Consider the following 20,421-nt stretch of genomic DNA (forward strand, 5'->3'; position numbering starts at 1 on the left):
CCCGCAAAAACAAAGTTAACTGTTGCAGTCCGTGTCCTGTGAGATACAACAGTTTCACTGCGCTCCGAAGTGCGCCTGCATATTCTTAGCTATAGGCTCATGTGTGTCAATTACTAATCTGTGACAAAGATCGCCTTTTGTAGCTTGCATGACACTCATGTACAAAAAGGCACCAAAGCCGCACAAAAAACAATCACACTTCAATACCAAATAGCTGTATTTGACATATTTATTAATCTTGCCCGTCAGCTGATCGGTACCGTTTGGGCATAGGATCCCAACCACTGAGCGTACGGAATTGATCTGTATAAAAATCAGCCTCTTCTTTCGACGTAATGACAAAAGGTGTTACAAGCAACACCAGTTCGGTTTTTTCGCTCTTTTTCGTTTGATATTTGAACAAATTACCTAGTACTGGAATATCGCCCAAGAGAGGGACCTTCTCTTCATTATCAGTATTGCTTTGGCTTAGCAAGCCACCAAGATAGACTGTTTTGCCAGAATCAGCCAAAAGCTTACTCTGAACCGCTCTTCGGTTAATGGGTGGAGTATCCCCACCGCCCGCAGAAACTGAACTGATTTCCTGCGAAATCATCATTTCAATGAGGCCATCATCATTGATCGATGGGGTTATCTCAAGTGACAAACCCGTATCAATATATTTATAACTCGTGGTTACTTGTGGGTCACTCGAGCCCGAATTACCGTTAGAGATTTCACCAGTCTTAACCACAATTTGATCACCGATCTTGATGCTAGCTGTCTCTTGATCTAGCACAACCAAACGAGGACTTGACAAAACCTTCGCATTACCCTCGCTCAACGCCGCAGCAAACTTGGCAGTCACATCACCGAATACACCAGTAAGATTCAAGTTACCAGTCTGCACTAATCCCGCAGTACCTCCAGTCACATCGCCTTTGTTGATATTCCATTCAAAACCCAAGCTACTGTCATTTGTCAATTTAACTTCTGCAATTACTGCTTGTAATAACACTTGACGTGGCCGCTGATCCACAAACTGTAACAGTTCGACCAATCGCTGATAATCACTATAACGACCGCTAAAGATAAGCGCGTTACGCTTCGCATCCACAACGACACGATACTGATCAGTCATCACACTCATTGTCTGTGCATTCGATTTTTTCGGGGCCATAGCACCGCGATTTCCCGGCTCACTACTCAAGCTGCGATCTGAGGCTCTTGCGGTGCCCGTATCATTCTGCCTCTCACGAACTTGTTCCGCTGCAGCCAATAAATCTTCACCCGACTGCTTCTGCGAGATAGCAGTATCACCGTTGCCGAAAATCGATGATACAACAGCCCAAGTATCAGCAACTTTTGTATTTTTCAAAAAATATGCGTACACCCCATCACTGCCGCCAGTTGGGCGAGGTTTATCCAGTCTACGTATCCAGTCTCGCGTATAATCTAGCCAAGCTTGTGTGCTTGCCGTGATCAATAAGGTATTATTAGACATTGGCACCAGGACCACACCATTAACCCCCTTATTTAAACTGACAGGAACACTCGCTGCGTCGAGAGCCTTAATAAGGTCTGTTGTAAGTTCTTCGAGTGTGAGAAATGAAGGTTGTACTACAGACAAATGTGATGCAACACGATTAGGAATATCTACTTCAGCAAGGAGCTTATGAAGTTGATTTATCTCGTCTTGCTTGGCAATGACCATCAATGCATTCAGATTATTCTGCATTAATACTGTTCCATTGCTCTCTTTTACCATTCGCTCGGCCAAGGTTGTCGCCTGACCTAATGGGAGGTAGAATATGGGGACAATTTCGACCACTTTGCCATAACGCAATGCAGGCTGAACAGTGCGAGATACAATAGTTGGAATAGCATTAGCCGTTTTTTCAGCAGGAATAACTTTCACCACACCATCTTCCAGTGCGAGTGCAACCCCATTGACCTGTAATACTTCTTCAACCAAACCTAACAGGCGGCGAGCATCGACAGGCTTGGTTACCCTCAGAGTCACTGGTTCTGTTTTATTTTGTAATGATTGATCGACGATATAGTTTAACTCTAACACTTCGCCAAGCGCCAAGTTAATAAAGTTATTAATTGGCATTTTATCTGCACTTAAACTTAATGTATCTGTTGGTAAAACTAACTTGGTAGCACCGACAGAATTACGATCCTGTGAACGTAGAAGAGGAGCTGAGCGGACACTCTGCGTGATATTTTGTGCCGGACCTAACTGTTTGTTTATTTTTTTCTCTGCCAGAATAGTCGTGGGTACCACACTGCCGTTTTGACTTTCAATTACAGGTTGCACACCTACTGTAGGTGTAGCCACACAACCGGTTAGCACTGCACTACAGACAAGCGTAAAAGAAAAACGACGAGCCATTGCGCTCATTATAATATGACCTCTTTGAAAATATTGTTAGCCTTATTGAGGCTGTACAGGAATGGGAAAAATTTCAAATACTTTAACCTTGCTATCTTTCTCTACTTCAACCTGTCGCTTTAATATACTTATGACTTGACCTAAACCGGCTAACTGCTCTCCGATTTTCACCGTTATCAGCGTTTTTCCCTGAAAGACTGCAACACGCTCTTGCCCACGCATGCTAATCGCAACTAGTTGCAACTCAACCTCTTGATTTTTCTTATTATCAGTTCCAGTATCATCAGATACAAAAGAAGGGACTCTCTCACGAGTTACAGTAAAGGGATTACCGATATTCTTTACCGGTGGGGTTATAGGAACAACACTTTCGATTGCTGTATTATGTATGGGACTATCCGCATCAGATGGAGTGAATACCATCCAGTTATAGCCCCCATTAATAATCGTCAAGGTTGAGAGAAAAACTATTGATTTTACACTTATCCATGAGGTCATTACCTATTTCCTTCACGGCTCTGAAAACGAAGTTCATTTGGCGGAAGTTGACGATATGAGACTAATGAGGTTGTTATCTCCGCTTTCTGATCATTTTTTATAGTAATGGTTATTTTCTCAGGTATTATCATTTTGTTTGATGCGGACAAGTTGTATATGAAATCAACTACGTTTTGTGAACCACCACTGAATGACCACTGACTAATTATCTTTTCACCTACCCATGGTCGCACAGTTGGCTCTTGAAAACGGCGGCTACCAAATACAAGTGAACTCTCTTTGTATGCAATTTCAATAAGACCGACCTGCTCAGCGACCCCGCGGTTATAATTTTTACTATCAAGTAGGCCACCAAGAAGTTGATGATATTGCTCATTGATAGTTTTACTTTGGCGTTCTATGTTATCGCGGCTGTTTTTTATTCGTTCAAGACGCTCAATTTTTTTCATATCAGCAAACATGCTATCTCTCATCTGAGTACGATAGTCTAAATAAGGCTCATAAATCAAAGTGTATAAAGTTATACTGACAATAATCAGAGACACCCACTGCACTAATGGGCTATTCAAATCATTTAGGAGTGATTCTTTGCTCACATTCTTAAAGTCAAGTTTAAAGTCCATTGATTGTTACCAACATTATTTCTGCTTTGAAAACTTGAGCCCCATCTCCCTGGACAGTAACATCGCCGAGCAGCCGAACTTGAGCAACCATCGGCTGTGCGCCCAAGACGTCGAGTAATTGGACGCTATCCTTAACACTACCTTGAATGATCACGCGCCCCTCCTCATAACTAAAATCAGTTAAGAGTACATCACTGGGCAACTTACTTCTTAGCATTTCTAAAAGCTGCACCACAGTTTGCTGCATCTTCTTGGTTGCAGCAAGATGACGAAGAATAGTGCTTTTATCAACAATATCAGCCCTGATTTTCACAAGTTCATTAGTTGAACTGTTTAAATCAACGAGATCATTATCAAGCGTATTAGACCTCATCTGCAACACAGCAAGATCAGATGCCATAAAAATCAAACTGGCACAAAAAAAGACCACCAACTGCTTTTTATAATCCCAAGGTGCACCAACATCAAAATAACCAGCGCATTTACCTGCTGATAATACACCAAGAGCTGGAGACTTTATTTGATATCTCTCCAGTAATTTTCCTGAAAACTCTATATGATCATGCGTGGCAAATACATCAATGTCTTGTACAAATAGAGCATGAAACCAACGCTCATAGAGCGGGTTATCAAGTGGGTAAAACTCTTGAATCTCTCCTTGGCGAGAAACCAAACAGCCGTAAAGGCTATCTTGCTCCTGATAACATAAAAGACCTTGTTTTTTCCTTATAGAAAAAATCCCGCAGTGATAGGCGATAGAGGGAACTATATGAGTTACTGGACAAGGAAAGTGAACTTCATCTTTGTTCCAAAACCACAATGCGACCCGCCATTTATCATTGCGATGATAAACTTGGTAATAATATCCATACTGAGGCCATTTAACTAAGGTAGCCAACTCATTAACCACACATTGTTCTATTGCTGAACGACTTACCAAGCTTACTTCATACTCCAGATATTTAAATAAACAAGAACGTTGTGGGATAAGGCCAACCACCTTGTTAAATTGTCTACCTTGAACATAGGCACCGCTCAAAGAGATATCAGGGCTATTGACCGTCATGGCGTCAACAACAGTAACAGAGAAAAGTGAAGATAGTTTATTTTTCAAGTAATTAATCATTTTTTATGGCAAATCGCTCATTATCAGGAAAGAGCCAGAGACTACGCCTGGGCGGGAACCTACTAGTAGTTCTAATTTGGTATTCTCCACGAGACCGATATCCATTATATTCGAAATATATATAATATCTTGAACTTTGTGTTAACTCAAGGCCTTCATTACTTAAGCCATTTTTAGATACAAATTCTGACAATAGACGCCATTGTCGATCACGCTTATACTGCTTAATTTTCTTTATTTCAGCAGGACTAAAATCATATACATTACGAGACAAAAGGCCATCAGGAATGGAGGCATAGTTAACCCATGATGAACCGAGAAGCGCAGTATAGTCCCTCAAACCATCTTTGTACTCACTATTATAAACTTGCGGTGACACACCTTCTATAAGCATCAGTTCATCAAGTGAACGCAACAATGCTCCTCTTCCATAATCACTGTATCGATCTTGCCACATATATATATGTTCTGATATCCCTCCAGGATCGCTAACTTGATAACTGCTAAGTAGCCTCCTCATCTTGTCACTATCATAAAATCGAAGACTTAATATTCCAGCCTGGTCTTGCACTCTAACAATAACATCATTACTTAATTGAAGAGCCTCACCATCCACTGGAATATATACATTGCCTAGAGAAAAGCCTCCAGGTTCCTGATCACCCACAAGCATAGAGAGAAATAATCTATGCTCCGCATCATTGATCTTTAATCGAGCAGCCCAACGGCTTTTTTCATATGCTTGCTCAGTTAATAAAGCATCGGTGCGGATGACTATCATCAGGCTAATGCTGATCAGTATTGTCATTACAATAAGCGTCATTGGCAACACCATGCCCATGCTACGCTTCATTTTTTAAAGACCTCATCATCTATATTACTACTTGATGTATATCGGGTAACAGGGAAAAACCAATTAACCCTCTTTTCATTCGATAAGACCATACTAATATTGATAAGTAGTGGCATGGCCATCTCTTTATTACTATCGTAAAAATCGAGCCATGCGGGCTCACTTCTATAATATTTTTCTTCGTTTAGAGGTATTGACTCACCCTCACTTGGTTCACGGATGGGCGCGAGATACCTGATATTATAACTTTTAATATCATATAATAATACTGTTTTTTCCTTATCTCTATCAAAGTACTGATTTCCATAGAATGGGTCCGCATTCCTTTTTTCTGCATAATTAAGAGTGAAATTACTCCCATTATTGGCAAACCAGAGAGTCGCTGTTGCATAATTACCAGGCCCCGCCAGGATCGGAGAGCCAGTTAATAAATAAAGACTTTGGTCATTGCCTTTGAAGAAAGGGCCCGCCTCACCATAATTAAGTGGAAACAATGTAGCGTTACTATCATTAAACATCATTGACAACCAGTTAAATCGAGATTGCAATGAACTACTCAGTTCAGCTTTTTTTTCCAAACGAGACCAAGCAAGACGCCCTTGATCGAGACCGGATAAGATAATAGATAATGAGAACGAGAATATCACTATGGTAACAAGCAGTTCAACCAGAGTGAAACCATTTGTTTTTTTATTTTTCATGCCAACCTATTAGTTCGAATGAAAATTTTCGATTACTACCTTTATTAAGACTGTAGTTAACAGTTATTTTATACATCTGTAAATCATAACCAGGCTGTGCGATGTCTTCTGAGCGAATTGGGAAAACACCACTGATTGGTTCAGCACTCCATTCATAATGTTGATCACCAATTTCCCCGCTCCCTGATTGCACTTTCAGTGGATTTATATCCTGCAGTGAATTGAATACATTTTCTTCAAAAGAAATTCTTTCTTGTACTTTGTCAACTCGCGATATTCTGAATGAACTCTCACCCACAAATCTGAAGACTAAAGCACTTACTGTTGCCATAATAGTTAATGCAATCAGCACTTCAATCAAAGTAAAACCATTATTTGCTTTTTTCATATGACAAAGTTAATTGACAATCCAGATTAGTAAATGATAATCGCCAAGTATTATTTGACTCAGTTTTTAAGAGTATCTCACCACCCGAGCAAACTCTGTCAGGTCGAAAGATAACAGGATTGCCACTAATGATTTCTATTTTATGCTTTTCTGAAATCACTTTCGTTTGTTCTTGCTCTGAAGAAAAAATAAAGAAATGGCCACTTTTTCTATTTTTCAATATGGCTTTTTTTATATCCGCCAAATATCCCTCTATATGATTTCTCTCAGTATATCTGATGAATTGGCCCCATAAATTTGGGGCCACCACAGCAGTTAACAATGCAGAGAGTGAAACTACGATTAACAACTCAATCATAGTAAATCCTTTTACATGCATTAGAATCTGCCTATATCCTTGTTTTCACCTTCACCACCTTTACGATCATCCTTCCCAAGAGTATATAATGCATAGTCACCATTGTTTTTTAACTCATAATGATATGGGCGACCCCATGGATCATTTGGAAGCTCTTTTGCTAAATAAGGACCATCCCAACTAACGATGCCTTCAGGTGCTTGAGTCAATGCGCCTAGACCTTGCTCTGTCGTTGGGTAATCGCTGTTATCTAATCTATAAGTATTTAGTGCCGATACAAGCAATTCTATCTGAGCTTCAGCTACTTTGGTCTTTGATGACCCTACTTTTTGAAACAATCTAGGTCCGACTAAACCGGCTAACAATGAAATTAGCACCAACACAACTAATAACTCGATGAGTGTAAATCCACGCATTTTATTCAACTTCATGTTACCACCCTATATCGTTCACAGAAATAATACCAGAAATAAGAATAACCATAATTGAACCGACTATAGTGCCCATAATTACTATTACTAATGGTTCCAATATTGATAATATTTGCTTTATCCCTTTTGAAAGTCGCCGCTCATACAGAGAATTGATCTCTTTGAAACAGATAGGCAATGAAGCCCCAACTTCACCTGTTTTAATAAGTCGAATGACTACTAGTGGAAAAACATTATAAGTTGCTAATGCATCTGCCAGACGCTCGCCTTCTTTAACTCTCTGGATAACTCTTTGGATATCCCTCCTTCCCTTTTCTCCGGACATGGCATTTGCAGATAACTCAACAGCATCAACGAGCTCAACCCCGGACTCTAATAGCTTTTGCATACTTCCACTAAATTGTACTATCACCCAAGCACTGAAAAGCGAAGAGAAAAAAGGTAGTTTTAACAGTAGTGTGAGTAGTTTTTCGTACAAAGTTCCATATTTAATATTATATGCAACTGTAGATACCATTAAACCCATAGATATTAATATTATACTGATGTGGTCACTAATAAAGTCTGACACTGAAATTAACTGCACTAAGCTACTCCCTGCCGCTACAGCCTCGTCAGTAATCATGGACTTGAAATTTGGGATAACATATAGAAACAGGAAAAAAATAACTACTAAGCAAACAGTTAGCAAGAAAGCTGGATATGTTAGGGCAGTTTTCACTTCAGAAACTATTTTTTCTTCTCGTTCCACCCGTTCAGCAATACTAATGAGGGACTCATGAATACTACCATTTTCCTCACCCAATCTGAGCATTGGCGACACATAGTAAGGAAAGATATCGGGTAAGCTCACGACAGAGTCAGACAGAGATAAACCAGATGATATATCCGACTTCATTCGTTTCAAAGCTACAGCAAGATGACTATCTGATGTAGTTTCAATTAATGACTCAAGACATTCATCCAGTTGCATACCACTCTGTCTGAGAGTTGCAAGCTCACGTAGAGTCGTCATTAGTGTTTCCCTTGAAATCTTTGCCTTAACGACACCTCTATACTTCTCAAGCAAAATGACGTTATATCCGCGCAGCACAAGCGTTTTGCAAGCCGTTTCTTCATTTTCAGCTTGAATCCATCCATTTAATAGCTGTCCATTGGATGTTCTGACTATATATTTAAAGTAGCTCATCCCACAACTCTCATAACTTCTTCAAGTGAAGTTTCACCATATGCCGCACGAAGAATAGCATCTTCTTTCAGCGTCCTCATTCCTTGAGTATTAGCAACCATATTTAATGATGATGAGTTTATTTCACAATCATAGCTGCTGTTCCATCGCATTAACTCAAAAATCGCTACCCGACCTTTATAACCAGTATGGTTGCACTTTTCACAACCAGTAGCAGACTTGAATTCCACATGTTTAGGCAGTAAGTGCGCCCACTTTGCAGAGAATGCACTCCAATCAATCCCGATCTTTTGTGCTGATAATGAATCGGAGACCGAACACTCGGGACAAAGCTTGCGAAGCAACCGCTGAGCCATAACGCCGACGATCGTAGATTTGATCAGATAATCAGGGACCCCAATATCTTTAAGACGAATGAAACTACTAGGAGCATCATTTGTGTGTAATGTCGAATAAACAAAGTGTCCTGTTAGTGCAGACTGAATAGCTATCTGAGCGGTTTCTTTGTCACGCATCTCACCTATTAACATCACATCAGGATCTTGCCTTAATGCCGACCTCAACACTGTCGAAAAATCTAGTCCAATATCACTGTTTACTTGTATTTGTGTCAATCCCGCCATTTGATACTCAACAGGATCTTCAACGGTAATTATTTTCTTATCATCATCATTGATCTGCGCCAGCAAGGTATATAATGAGGTTGTCTTACCACTTCCGGTAGGGCCAGTGATCAAAAAAATACCATTTCTTTGATTTATTATCTCACTAATTATAGAGAGTTGGTCTGGAAACATATTTAGTTCACGTTTCTCAGAAGAGTTATTCCCACTCAATAAGCGAAGTACCGCATTCTCACCGTGTACTGTTGGTGTAGTGGCTACTCGTATATCTATGTAAACTCCAGACAGTCTCACACGCATTCGACCATCTTGTGGAAGTCTTCGTTCAGATATGTCTAAACCAGACATTAGTTTAATTCTTGATATGATTGCTGCGTGTTGAGATATGCCTGGCCTGTCTGTGATCTTTAAAACACCATCGATCCTAAAACGAACAATAAAGGTATCCTTGTTAATTTCAAAATGTATATCAGAAGCTTTGCTTTTTATTGCGCTTTGGATACATTCATTAACAAATCTAACAACTGGCGCTGACGAAACATCATGTTTTTCCAGTTCACCTTTTGGATTAGTCGAAGTGCTTTCTTGCATCCCAGAATGTAGCTTGCGCAGCTCATAGTGAGAAACCAGAATAGGGATAGTCTGAATATCGTAAATCTTCTTTAAAGAAGATGCTACAAAAGCATCCCAAACATCAAGTAGTGCAACATAGATAATCGAATTTTCAACTAGCAGTGGATATGCTTGACGTTGGCGCCACCATTCTGGATTAAAAAATGACTCAACTAAATCGTGCTGGATATTGTCAACTTCCCCAAGTTTCTCATCAACAAATAAATCCAGTGTATATAGATCAAGCTGTTCTGAAAGCGCATTGATAATTTCAGCCTCAGAGCAGAAGCCATGAGAAATACATATCTCTCCAAATCTGACATTATACGGCAACTGCTCTTGTTGTATCTTTAGAACTTCATCCAAATTATCATGCGTTATATATCCTTTTGATACCAGGATTTCTCCAATCTTCATATTTATCCTAACTAATGAATACTATATATGATTATAGTGCATCACTAAAACTTAGCTTTAACTTACCAAATATCTTTGATGTTATAAATAACCCAATTAGTGAGACCGAGAAAAGATACAATAACCTTTCAATTGACAATTCCCCACCATATATCACCTCTCTTAAGGCATCAGCTATAATACTAATCGGATTCAGATATAGATAATCAGCAAGTGACGCAGGAGCAGTCTTAATTGAAAAGAAAACTGTACTAGTAAACAACAACACTAAACTAGCAGCAGGAATTATCTGCTGGATGTCTCTGACAAACACAGAGATAGAAGAAATTATATATGAAATTGCTAAAAGCGTTGTCATATATACAATTAAAATCAATGGTAAGAATATGAAATTCGCAAAGGATGATATGTATCCCATGTATAGAGAGTAAATAATTGACAACAAAATACCAATAACAAAATTGACTGTCGATGATAACACTACTGACAGCGGTAATACTTCTATAGGGAATACAACTTTTTTAACAATTTGGGCATTACTTCTTATTATTGTTGCAGCATTCGCCATCACCTCAGATATAAATATATGTGTGACTATCCCAATGAAAAGCATTAAAGCATAGTCTGCATATTGACTATCACTAACCGCCCATCTAGCTTTAAACACATGTAAGAAAACAGTCGAATACACCAGCAACATGAATAATGGATTGATAATATTCCAAACAGCACCAAATATAGTGCCTCGATACTTAGCACTGATATCTCTTTTAACAAGAGACCATGTAATATATAAGCTTTGTTTATTCACTATACTCACCATGTCCTAATCATATCTTTCAGACACTGTGCCGAAATATCTTTCTTGGACAGCAAGGGATTTCCTTCTATAGGCCATATCACTTTAATATCTGGGTCATTCCAGATTAATGACCTTTCACTTTCAGGAACATAGTATTCGGTCGTTTTATATAAGAACTCGACCTCTTCTGTTAGAGTATAAAAACCATGTGCAAACCCTTCCGGGATCCACAACTGTCGCTTGTTTTCACCTGACAAGTGAACGCCAACCCACTGGCCGAAGGTCGGTGAGCTTTTGCGGATATCTACCGCCACATCAAACACTTCACCTGCAACACAACGCACCAGCTTGCCCTGGGCATGGGGAGGCAGTTGATAGTGCAAACCCCGCAACACCCCTTTCGAGGATTTGGAATGATTATCCTGCACAAAGTTAACCGGATATCCTACCGCCTCTTCAAACAACTTGTGGTTGAAACTCTCAAAGAAAAAACCACGCTCATCACCAAATACTTTTGGTTCAAAAATAAGCACGTCAGGAATCGCTGTCTTGATTACATTCATCTGTCTATCCACATTTGATTCAATTTTTATGGGGGGGCATCTTCCCTCCCTCCTATATCACATCAGGCTTTGGCAACCATTCTTAACAAATATTGTCCATAGGCATTCTTCGCCAATGGCGCAGCAAGCTCACGTATCTGGTCGGCACTGATAAACTTCTGGCGATAGGCGATCTCTTCCGGACAAGCCACTTTCAACCCCTGACGGGTCTCGATGGTCTGAATAAAGTTGCTCGCTTCAATCAGGCTTTCATGGGTACCGGTATCCAGCCAGGCATAACCACGGCCCATCATGGCCACCGACAGATTGCCTTGCTCCAGGTAGATACGGTTCACATCGGTAATTTCCAGCTCACCACGGGGCGATGGCTTCAGGCTCTTGGCGATCTCCACCACGCCGTTGTCGTAGAAATAGAGGCCGGTCACCGCATAGTTGCTCTTGGGCTCCAGTGGCTTCTCTTCCAGAGAGATAGCGGTACCCTCTTTATCAAATTCCACCACCCCATAACGCTCGGGGTCATGCACATGGTAGGCAAAGACGGTAGCGCCACTCTCTTTGGCCGCTGCCGCCGCCAACTGCTTCTGCAGGTCGTGGCCGTAGAAGATGTTGTCCCCCAGCACCAGCGCACAGGGGTCTGACCCGAGAAACTCTTCACCCAGAATAAAGGCTTGTGCCAACCCGTCCGGACTTGGCTGCACCTTGTACTGCAAATTCAGGCCCCACTGGCTACCGTCACCCAGTAGTTGCTCAAAGCGGGGAGTATCTTGCGGCGTGCTGATGATCAAAATATCGCGAATCCCCGCCAGCATCAGGGTGCTGAGCGGGTAGTAGATCATCGGCTTGTCATAGATGGGCAGCAGCTGCTTGCTCACCGCCATGGTGACTGGATAGAGACGGGTGCCCGAGCCACCGGCCAGAATAATGCCTTTACGTTTGGTCATGATGCTTGTTTCTTATTTTTAAATTGCAAAAGAAAAGGGTGGCTTGCGGCCACACCTTTCTGTTTTATCCCTGCCAGTCAGAGAGGCGTTCAACGCATCCCAGGCCAGTAATTTACTTACCGAGGATCTCGGTCAACATACGCTCTACACCGACGGTCCACTCCGGCAGCACCAGATCGAAGGTGCGCTGGAATTTGTCGGTATCAAGGCGGGAGTTATGGGGGCGTTTGGCCGGGGTCGGGAAGGCACTGGTCGGCACCGCATTGAGCTGTGTCACAGCCAGTTCAACGCCGGCTTCTCTGGCTTTGGCAAACACCAGCTGGGCGTAGTCAAACCAGGTTGTTGTACCAGAGGCAATCAGATGGTACAGCCCGGCGACCTCGGGTTTACTCTGCGCAACACGGATCGCATGGGCGGTGCAATCAGCCAGCAACTCGGCGCCAGTCGGGGCGCCGAACTGGTCATTGATAACCGACATCTCGCTACGCTCTTTGCCAAAGCGCAGCATGGTCTTGGCAAAGTTGGCTCCACGGGCGGCGTAAACCCAGCTGGTACGGAAGATCAAGTGACGGGAACAAAGGGCGGCCCCTTGCTCACCCGCCAGCTTGGTTTCGCCATAGACGTTGAGCGGAGCAGTCGCATCGGTTTCAACCCAGGGGTGCTCACCGCTGCCATCGAACACATAGTCGGTGGAGTAGTGCACCAGCCAGGCTCCCAATGCTTCCGCTTCTTTAGCAATCGCCGCTACACTGGTCGCGTTGAGCAGCTCGGCAAACTCCCGCTCGCTCTCGGCTTTGTCGACTGCAGTATGGGCCGCTGCGTTAACAATCACATCCGGCTTGACCAGACGTACCGTGTCGGCCACCCCTGCCGGGTTGCTGAAATCGCCACAATAGTCGCTGGAGTCAAAATCAACGGCAGTGATGCGGCCCAGCGGTGCGAGTGCACGCTGCAGCTCCCAACCGACCTGACCGTTTTTGCCAAACAGCAGAATATGCATCAGGTACGCTCCCCGTAATTCTGCTCAATCCAGGATTGGTAGGCACCGCTCTTGACGTTATTCACCCACTGCTGGTTATCCAGATACCACTGTACGGTTTTACGAATACCCGACTCGAAAGTTTCTTGCGGTTGCCAAGCAAGCTCACTGCTCATCTTGGTCGCATCGATGGCATAACGGCGATCGTGACCGGGACGATCCGCTACATAGGTGATTTGATCGCGGTAAAAGCCCGCCTTCGGCACCATCACGTCCAGCAAATCGCAGATGGTGTGTACCACCTCCAGATTCTGCTTCTCGTTATGACCGCCGATGTTATAGGTTTCCCCGACCACGCCCGTGGTCACCACCTTGTAGAGCGCGCGCGCATGATCTTCTACATAGAGCCAGTCACGGATCTGGTCGCCCTTGCCATAGACCGGCAGCGGCTTGCCATCCAGTGCATTGAGGATCACCAACGGGATCAGCTTCTCGGGGAAGTGATATGGCCCGTAGTTGTTGGAGCAGTTGGTGACGATGGTGGGCAGACCGTAGGTGCGGCGCCAAGCGCGCACCAGATGGTCGCTGGAAGCCTTGGAGGCAGAATAGGGGCTGCTAGGGGCGTAGGGGGTGGTCTCGGTAAAGAGCGGCAATGGTTCACCGGCAGCCACTTCATCCGGATGAGGCAGATCACCATATACCTCGTCGGTGGAGATATGGTGGAAGCGGAAGGCCGCCTTGCGTACCTCCTCCAGAGCATTCCAGTAGGCGCGAGCCGCTTCCAGCAACATATAGGTGCCGACGATATTGGTCTCGATAAAGTCAGCCGGTCCTGTGATGGAGCGGTCAACATGACTCTCGGCGGCCAGATGCATCACGGCATCCGGCTGGTGCAGGGCAAACACCCGATCCAGCTCGGCACGGTTGCAGATATCTACCTGCTCAAACGCATAACGCTCGCTTGACGATACATCGGCCAGGGATTCCAGATTGCCGGCATAGGTGAGTTTATCGAGATTGATAACGGAATCTTGGGTATCACGGATGATATGGCGCACTACAGCAGAGCCGATAAAGCCAGCGCCACCGGTCACGAGAATTTTCATAGGTATGTTATCTCTGTACGAGTAGTGAATTCGGAAGTGGGTATCGGGGGTATGAAATGGCAGGCAACTACTGTAGCTCCGCTGATTAACATTAAGAATTAACAAATAACCTATTTACCCAAGCAATCCAGCACGGAGATAGCACTCACATACTGATTGAACAAAGATATGAGCAACACGATGGCTACCGCCCCTAGGTTACAGCCCCCAGTTTGCTGCTTTTAACCAGATTTTGCTTGCTGTTGGTCATAGCGTCCTCCAGCATTTTTATGTTCTGATGGTCGATAACAGTGTTACCCACTCGCATTTTATAGCCAAAAGAGGGTGTACAAAACCAAACGACACATAATCTACCAGCCCGATAAGCCGCAGATTCTATCTCGTTTACAGCGAACCTGCACAGCAAAAAGTGCCTTCCACGATATTTTTGAATAACGATTCGATAGAGAACCATACATCCTTTATGACCCCTTTAGAATCACCTCTCAAAGTCGAGCAGTTCACAGCCAAGTTACCGTTTTTCAGGTGAAAAAAATGGGGCAGCCGCGCACTTTGCCCCATTTTATAGTCAGATATAATTGACTTATTTATCAAATTTTGAACTGTCGCTCAGAACAGATGAACACGCTTTTGCTCAGTCACCTTTTGACTCAACCGCTGCAGCCATGCGCGCCTCTTTACTCTTGTGGCTAGTGAAGTAACGCATCACCAGCACAAAGAAGAGCGGCACGAAGAAGATGGCCAGCACGGTGGCGCTGATCATCCCCCCCATCACGCCGGTACCGATGGCGTTACGGCTGCTGGCACCGGCGCCGGAGCTGATCACCAGCGGCAGCACCCCGAGGATAAAGGCGAGCGAGGTCATCAGGATCGGGCGCAGACGCAGGCGTGCCGCCTCCACCACCGCTTCACCCAAGCCCATCCCTTTGTCGTAGAGCTCTTTGGCAAATTCCACGATCAAAATCGCGTTCTTCGCCGACAAACCGATGGTGGTGAGCAGACCTACCTGGAAGTAGACGTCGTTCTCCAGCCCGCGCAGGGTGGCAGCCACAATGGCCCCCAGAACCCCGAGCGGTACTACCAGCATCACCGAGAACGGAATGCTCCAGCTCTCGTAGAGGGCTGCCAGACAGAGGAACACCACCAACAAGGAGATGGCGTAGAGCGCAGGTGCCTGTGAACCGGCCTGACGCTCCTGGAAGGAGAGCCCGGTCCACTCGATACCCACCCCTTCCGGTAGCTGTTTCACCATCTGCTCGATGGCGGCCATCGCATCACCGGTACTCTTGCCAGGCGCCGCCTCACCGACGATCTCCATCGCCGGCACGCCGTTATAACGCTCCAGACGCGGCGAGCCGAAGCTCCATTCGGTGCTGGCAAAGGCGGAGAAGGGCACCATCTGACCGGCACTGTTGCGCACATACCAGAGTTTCAGATCTTCCGGGTTCATCCGGAAGGGGGCATCCGCCTGCATGTAGACCTTCTTGATACGGCCACGGTCAACGAAGTCATTAACGTAGGACGAGCCCCAGGCGGTGGCCAGGGTGTTGTTGATATCCGCGATGGAAAGCCCCTGCGCCAGTGCCTTCTCGTAGTCGATCTTGATATCGAGCTGCGGCGTATCTTCCATCCCGTTCGGGCGTACCCGCACCAGAGTAGGATCCTGCGCCGCCATGCCGAGCAGCTGATTACGCGCCGCCATCAGCTTGTCGTGACCGATACCGCCGCGATCCTGCAGGAAGAAGTCAAAACCGGTCGCCGTACCCAGCTCCGGGATCGGAGGCAGGTTAAAGGCGAACACTTGCGCCTCCTTGATGCTGAACAGATAGCCCATGGCACGACCGATAATGGCATTGGCGCTGCGATCCGGGCTCTTGCGCTCGCTCCAGTCCTTGAGCTTGATAAAGGCCATACCCGCGTTCTGACCACTACCAGCGAAGCTGAAGCCGGATACGGTCAGCACAGAATCGACGTTATCCTTCTCGTTTTTCAGAAAGTAGTCGCGCATGTCTGCCAGCACCACCTCGGTGCGCTGCTTGGTCGCCCCCACCGGCAGTTGCACCATGGACATGATGACCCCCTGATCCTCTTCCGGCAGGAAGGAGGTAGGCATCCGCATAAACAGCACAGCCAGCACCGCCAGCATGGCGCCGTAGATCAGGCTGTAGCGCACGCCCTGCTTGATCACCTTGCGCACGCCGCTCTGATAGCGATTGGTCCCCGCATCAAAGGCGCGGTTGAACCAGCCAAAGAAGCCGCGCTTGGCACCAAACTCGCCATGTTTCATCGGCTTGAGCAGGGTGGCACAAAGGGCCGGTGTCAGGATCAACGCCACCAGCACCGACAGCACCATGGCCGAGACGATGGTCAGTGAGAACTGGCGATAGATGGCACCGGTCGAGCCGCCGAAGAAGGCCATCGGCACGAACACGGCGGAGAGCACCAACGCGATCCCCACCAGCGCGCCGGTGATCTGGGTCATCGACTTGCGGGTCGCTTCCAGCGGGGAGAGATCCTCCTCGCTCATCAGACGCTCCACGTTCTCCACCACCACGATGGCGTCATCCACCAACAGGCCGATGGCCAGCACCATACCGAACATAGTGAGGGTATTGATGGAGAAGCCAAACGCCGCCATCACCCCGAAGGTACCGAGCAGCACCACAGGCACCGCAATGGTCGGGATCAGGGTGGCGCGGAAGTTCTGCAAGAACAGATACATGACGCAGAATACCAGGAAGATCGCCTCGATCAGGGTCTGCACCACCTCCTCGATGGAGATCTTCACAAACGGCGTGGTGTCGTAGGGGTAGACGATCTCCATGTTGGCCGGGAAGTAATCCGACAGCTCATTGAGCTTGGCACGCACCTTCTCGGCGGTATCCAACGCATTGGCGCCGGTCGCCAGCTTGATGGCGACCGCGGCGGTGGACTGGCCGTTGTAGAGCGCATCGGCGTCATAGCTTTCGCCCGCCAGCTCGACCCGGGCCACATCTTTCAGCCGTACCTTGGAGCCATCCTGATTCACCCGCAGCAGGATGTCGTTGAACTGCTCCACGGTAGAGAGACGGGTCTGCCCCATGATGGTGGCGGTGAACTGCTGATCTTCCACCGACGGGGTGCCACCCAGCTTGCCGAACGCCACCTGGGCGTTCTGCGCCTTGATGGCCGCCTGCACATCACCCGGTGTCATCTGCACCCGGTTGAGTTTGTTGGGATCGAGCCAGACCCGCATGGAGTACTGGCTGCCGAACAAGGTGATATCCCCTACCCCGTCCAGACGGCTCAGGGGCTCCTTGATATTGGAGACCACATAGTCCGCCAGGTCGTCGTTGTTCATCGAGCCATCGCTGGAGATGAAGGCCGCGACCATCAGGAAGCTGCTGGAGGTCTTCTGTACCCGGATCCCCTGCTGCTGAACCTCTTGCGGCAGCAGCGACATCGCCTGCTGCAGCTTGTTCTGCACCTGCACCTGGGCGATATCGGGATCGGTCCCCGGCTGGAAGGTGAGGGTCACCGACACCCGCCCCGCGGAGTCAGATTGGGAAGACATGTAGAGCAGGTGATCCAGCCCGGTCATGTTCTGTTCGATGATCTGGGTCACCGAGTCTTCCACCGTTTTGGCGGAGGCGCCCGGATAGCTGGCAGAAATACCGACAGCGGGCGGCGCAATACTCGGATACTGGGCGACCGGCAATTTGATGATGGCCAGGCTACCCGCCAGCATGATCACCAGCGCGATCACCCAGGCAAAAATGGGTCTGTCTATAAAAAATCGAGCCATGAAGCGACTACTCCATCCTACTTGTTGGCCGGGGTGTTGGACGCAGCTTGAGCAGACACTGCATCAGCACCCTGCTCGGCGGGATTGACCACGGCGCCCGGTCGTACTTTCTGCAAGCCAGCCACGATCACCCGCTCGCCGGAGGTGAGCCCTGACTCCACCACCCAGTTGCTGCCGACGACCCGGCTCAGTTGCACGTTGCGCAGCTCCACCTTGTTGTCAGCGGTTACCACCATCACGGTGGCGCCGCCGTTGGGAGTGCGAGTCACGGCAGTTTGCGGCACCAGCAGCCCTTGCGCCCGCTCGCCCTCTTGCAGGGTGGCGCGCATAAACATGCCGGGCAGCAGCAGCTGATGAGGGTTGGGCACAATCACCCGCAGGGTCACCATGCCGGAGGTCTCATCCACGGTCACATCGGAGAACTGCAGCGAGCCCTCTTCGCCATAAGTGGAGCCATCTTCCAGCTGGAAGGTCACCTTGGCCCCTTTCTGCTCGTCCTGGGTCAGCTTGCCCTCGGCGACCAGTCGCTTGAGGCGCAGCAGATCGGCGGTGGACTGACGCACATCCACATACATGGGATCGAGCTGCTGAATGGCGGTCAGGCTGTCAGCCTGCTGGGCAGTCACCAGCGCCCCCTCGGTCACCGCGGATTTACCGATGCGGCCACTGATGGGGGCGGTGATGCGGGTGTAACCGAGATTGATCTCGGCAGTACGCAAAGCCGCCTTACTCGCCATGATCTCCGCCTTGGCCTGCTTCCAGCTGGCGTCGGCGTCGTCATAGTCCTGACGGCTGATGGATTTGACCTTGAGCAGCTCCTGATAGCGCTGCGCCTTGAGGCGGGCACTCTGCTCGTTGGCCTCGGCCTTGGCCAGATTGGCCTTGGCGCTGGCGACTGCCGCCTGATAGACAGCCGGGTCGATCTGATAGAGCAGATCGCCCGCCTTCACATCGCTCCCCTCGGTAAAGAGGCGCTTGAGGATGATGCCGCTCACCTGCGGACGCACTTCAGCCACCCGCAACGGGGCGCTGCGGCCGGTCAACTCGGTGGTCAACATCAGCGGACCGCTCTGCAGGGTCACTACGTTGACCGCCGCGGGGGGCATGTCGCCCTGTCCCTGGGGGGCGCCCCCCTTGTCACCACAACCTGCCAGCAAGCCTGTAGCCAGCAAGGCAAGACCAACTGAACGAGCAAGAATATGTTTATGCATGAAACACCTGAGCCTTTGCCAGTCAATGAACAATCAGGGCCACATGGGCCCTGTTGGTAAATAGTCGAAAGATGAGGCAATATACATACATTCATAAATGTATGTAAGTGACTTTTTGCTTGCATGAGGTACAAATTTCGATGGCCAGACGAACCAAAGAAGAGGCGCAGCAAACCCGCTGCCACATCATGAGCACGGCGCTGGATCTGTTCTGCTCTCAGGGCCTGGCCAAGACCAGCCTGACCGACATCGCCAGAGCGGCAGACCTGACCCGCGGGGCCATCTATTGGCACTTCAAGAACAAGGATGAACTCTTCATTTCGCTCTGGCAGGAACTCTGCAGCCCCCTCGCCCACCAGCTCGATGCCTGCCTCAATCCAGATGAGCCGGATCCGCTGGGGCAACTGCGCCTCTTCTTCGAAGGGGTACTCCACAGCTTCATTCACAATCCGGCCCAGCGGCAGATGTTCACCATCCTGTTCAATCTCGAATCGCTGGAGGGGGAAGCCATCTCACTGCGCGAGCATATCCGAAGCCAGTCCGCCAACTTCTTTCGGGACCTGGAGACCACCCTGGCCAATGCGGTACGGCGGGGCCAACTGCCCGCCAACCTCAACCTGCAGCGCGCCGCCACCCTGCTCCACTGCACTCTGGATGGCTATATCATCAACTGGCTCCACTTTCCGGGGCGGATCGACCTGCAGGGCGAATCCGCCTTTATGATAGAGAGCATGTTCACCATGCTGGCCCAGCCCCACGGGCCTGCCTGCGGCCGCTAACCGGCTCCGGCAACTCTCACCCATCCAAATCGGGGCCTGACCGCGCGTTTTGGCAGTCAG

19 protein-coding genes are annotated in these 20,421 nt (G+C 47.5%); 1 reads left to right on the top strand and 18 read right to left on the bottom strand.

Annotated elements, in window-relative coordinates:
* Positions 1 to 232: 232 nt before the first annotated feature.
* From AACT07_RS09560 to AACT07_RS09645, 18 genes are all read right to left on the bottom strand, one after another.
* Positions 233 to 2,377, bottom strand: a complete 2,145-nt coding sequence (locus AACT07_RS09560; RefSeq protein WP_253182246.1) for a secretin N-terminal domain-containing protein — start codon at positions 2,375 to 2,377, stop codon at positions 233 to 235.
* Between the two features lie 42 nt (positions 2,378 to 2,419).
* Positions 2,420 to 2,875: a hypothetical protein gene (locus AACT07_RS09565; protein ID WP_069527445.1), complete on the bottom strand. Its 456-nt coding sequence runs from the start codon at positions 2,873 to 2,875 to the stop codon at positions 2,420 to 2,422.
* Positions 2,875 to 3,498: a hypothetical protein gene (locus AACT07_RS09570; RefSeq protein ID WP_069527446.1), complete on the bottom strand. Its 624-nt coding sequence runs from the start codon at positions 3,496 to 3,498 to the stop codon at positions 2,875 to 2,877. The genes AACT07_RS09565 and AACT07_RS09570 overlap by 1 nt, the downstream gene beginning before the upstream one ends.
* A complete protein-coding gene (locus tag AACT07_RS09575; RefSeq protein WP_253182247.1) occupies positions 3,488 to 4,612 on the bottom strand; it encodes a PilN domain-containing protein in 1,125 nt (374 codons plus the stop codon). Before AACT07_RS09575 ends, AACT07_RS09570 begins: the two co-directional genes overlap by 11 nt.
* Before the next feature lie 4 nt (positions 4,613 to 4,616).
* The gene (locus AACT07_RS09580; protein ID WP_139123785.1) at positions 4,617 to 5,477 is read right to left on the bottom strand and encodes a general secretion pathway protein GspK; all 861 of its coding nucleotides are present in this window, start codon (positions 5,475 to 5,477) and stop codon (positions 4,617 to 4,619) included.
* On the bottom strand, positions 5,474 to 6,178 hold the full coding sequence (locus AACT07_RS09585) for a PulJ/GspJ family protein (RefSeq protein ID WP_083249947.1): 705 nt from the start codon (positions 6,176 to 6,178) through the stop codon (positions 5,474 to 5,476). The genes AACT07_RS09580 and AACT07_RS09585 overlap by 4 nt, the downstream gene beginning before the upstream one ends.
* Positions 6,168 to 6,566 (bottom strand): PulJ/GspJ family protein, encoded by a 399-nt coding sequence (locus AACT07_RS09590; RefSeq protein WP_083249948.1) that lies wholly within the window; start codon positions 6,564 to 6,566, stop codon positions 6,168 to 6,170. The genes AACT07_RS09585 and AACT07_RS09590 overlap by 11 nt, the downstream gene beginning before the upstream one ends.
* On the bottom strand, positions 6,550 to 6,945 hold the full coding sequence (locus AACT07_RS09595) for a pilus assembly FimT family protein (protein ID WP_081394705.1): 396 nt from the start codon (positions 6,943 to 6,945) through the stop codon (positions 6,550 to 6,552). Before AACT07_RS09595 ends, AACT07_RS09590 begins: the two co-directional genes overlap by 17 nt.
* Complete coding sequence (gspG, locus tag AACT07_RS09600; protein ID WP_083249949.1) at positions 6,945 to 7,355, bottom strand: type II secretion system major pseudopilin GspG; 411 nt, start codon at positions 7,353 to 7,355, stop codon at positions 6,945 to 6,947. The genes AACT07_RS09595 and gspG overlap by 1 nt, the downstream gene beginning before the upstream one ends.
* Before the next feature lies 1 nt (position 7,356).
* Positions 7,357 to 8,544, bottom strand: coding sequence for a type II secretion system F family protein (locus AACT07_RS09605; RefSeq protein ID WP_069527450.1), 1,188 nt, complete (start codon positions 8,542 to 8,544; stop codon positions 7,357 to 7,359).
* A complete protein-coding gene (locus AACT07_RS09610; RefSeq protein ID WP_069527452.1) occupies positions 8,541 to 10,196 on the bottom strand; it encodes a GspE/PulE family protein in 1,656 nt (551 codons plus the stop codon). Before AACT07_RS09610 ends, AACT07_RS09605 begins: the two co-directional genes overlap by 4 nt.
* Before the next feature lie 31 nt (positions 10,197 to 10,227).
* Positions 10,228 to 11,007, bottom strand: coding sequence for an ABC transporter permease (locus AACT07_RS09615; protein WP_253182248.1), 780 nt, complete (start codon positions 11,005 to 11,007; stop codon positions 10,228 to 10,230).
* A 5-nt stretch (positions 11,008 to 11,012) separates the two neighbouring features.
* Complete coding sequence (gene rfbC, locus AACT07_RS09620; RefSeq protein ID WP_069527458.1) at positions 11,013 to 11,561, bottom strand: dTDP-4-dehydrorhamnose 3,5-epimerase; 549 nt, start codon at positions 11,559 to 11,561, stop codon at positions 11,013 to 11,015.
* 62 nt (positions 11,562 to 11,623) lie between these two features.
* A complete protein-coding gene (rfbA, locus tag AACT07_RS09625) occupies positions 11,624 to 12,502 on the bottom strand; it encodes a glucose-1-phosphate thymidylyltransferase RfbA (protein WP_069527460.1) in 879 nt (292 codons plus the stop codon).
* A gap of 112 nt (positions 12,503 to 12,614) precedes the next feature.
* Positions 12,615 to 13,502, bottom strand: coding sequence for a dTDP-4-dehydrorhamnose reductase (rfbD, locus tag AACT07_RS09630; protein WP_069527461.1), 888 nt, complete (start codon positions 13,500 to 13,502; stop codon positions 12,615 to 12,617).
* A complete protein-coding gene (gene rfbB / locus AACT07_RS09635) occupies positions 13,502 to 14,587 on the bottom strand; it encodes a dTDP-glucose 4,6-dehydratase (RefSeq protein WP_069527463.1) in 1,086 nt (361 codons plus the stop codon). Before rfbB ends, rfbD begins: the two co-directional genes overlap by 1 nt.
* 634 nt (positions 14,588 to 15,221) lie before the next feature.
* Positions 15,222 to 18,371 (bottom strand): efflux RND transporter permease subunit, encoded by a 3,150-nt coding sequence (locus AACT07_RS09640; protein WP_058059856.1) that lies wholly within the window; start codon positions 18,369 to 18,371, stop codon positions 15,222 to 15,224.
* Between the two features lie 17 nt (positions 18,372 to 18,388).
* Positions 18,389 to 19,582 carry an efflux RND transporter periplasmic adaptor subunit gene (locus AACT07_RS09645; protein ID WP_069527466.1) on the bottom strand — a complete coding sequence of 398 codons (1,194 nt, stop codon included), beginning with the start codon at positions 19,580 to 19,582 and terminating at the stop codon, positions 18,389 to 18,391.
* A 140-nt stretch (positions 19,583 to 19,722) separates the two neighbouring features.
* Here AACT07_RS09645 and AACT07_RS09650 point away from each other — a divergent pair, with 140 nt between their 5' ends.
* Positions 19,723 to 20,361, top strand: a complete 639-nt coding sequence (locus AACT07_RS09650) for a TetR family transcriptional regulator (protein WP_005359187.1) — start codon at positions 19,723 to 19,725, stop codon at positions 20,359 to 20,361.
* Positions 20,362 to 20,421 lie beyond the last annotated feature (60 nt).

This window comes from Aeromonas sp. ANP5 (genome assembly GCF_963870295.1).
Lineage (GTDB): Bacteria > Pseudomonadota > Gammaproteobacteria > Enterobacterales > Aeromonadaceae > Aeromonas > Aeromonas veronii.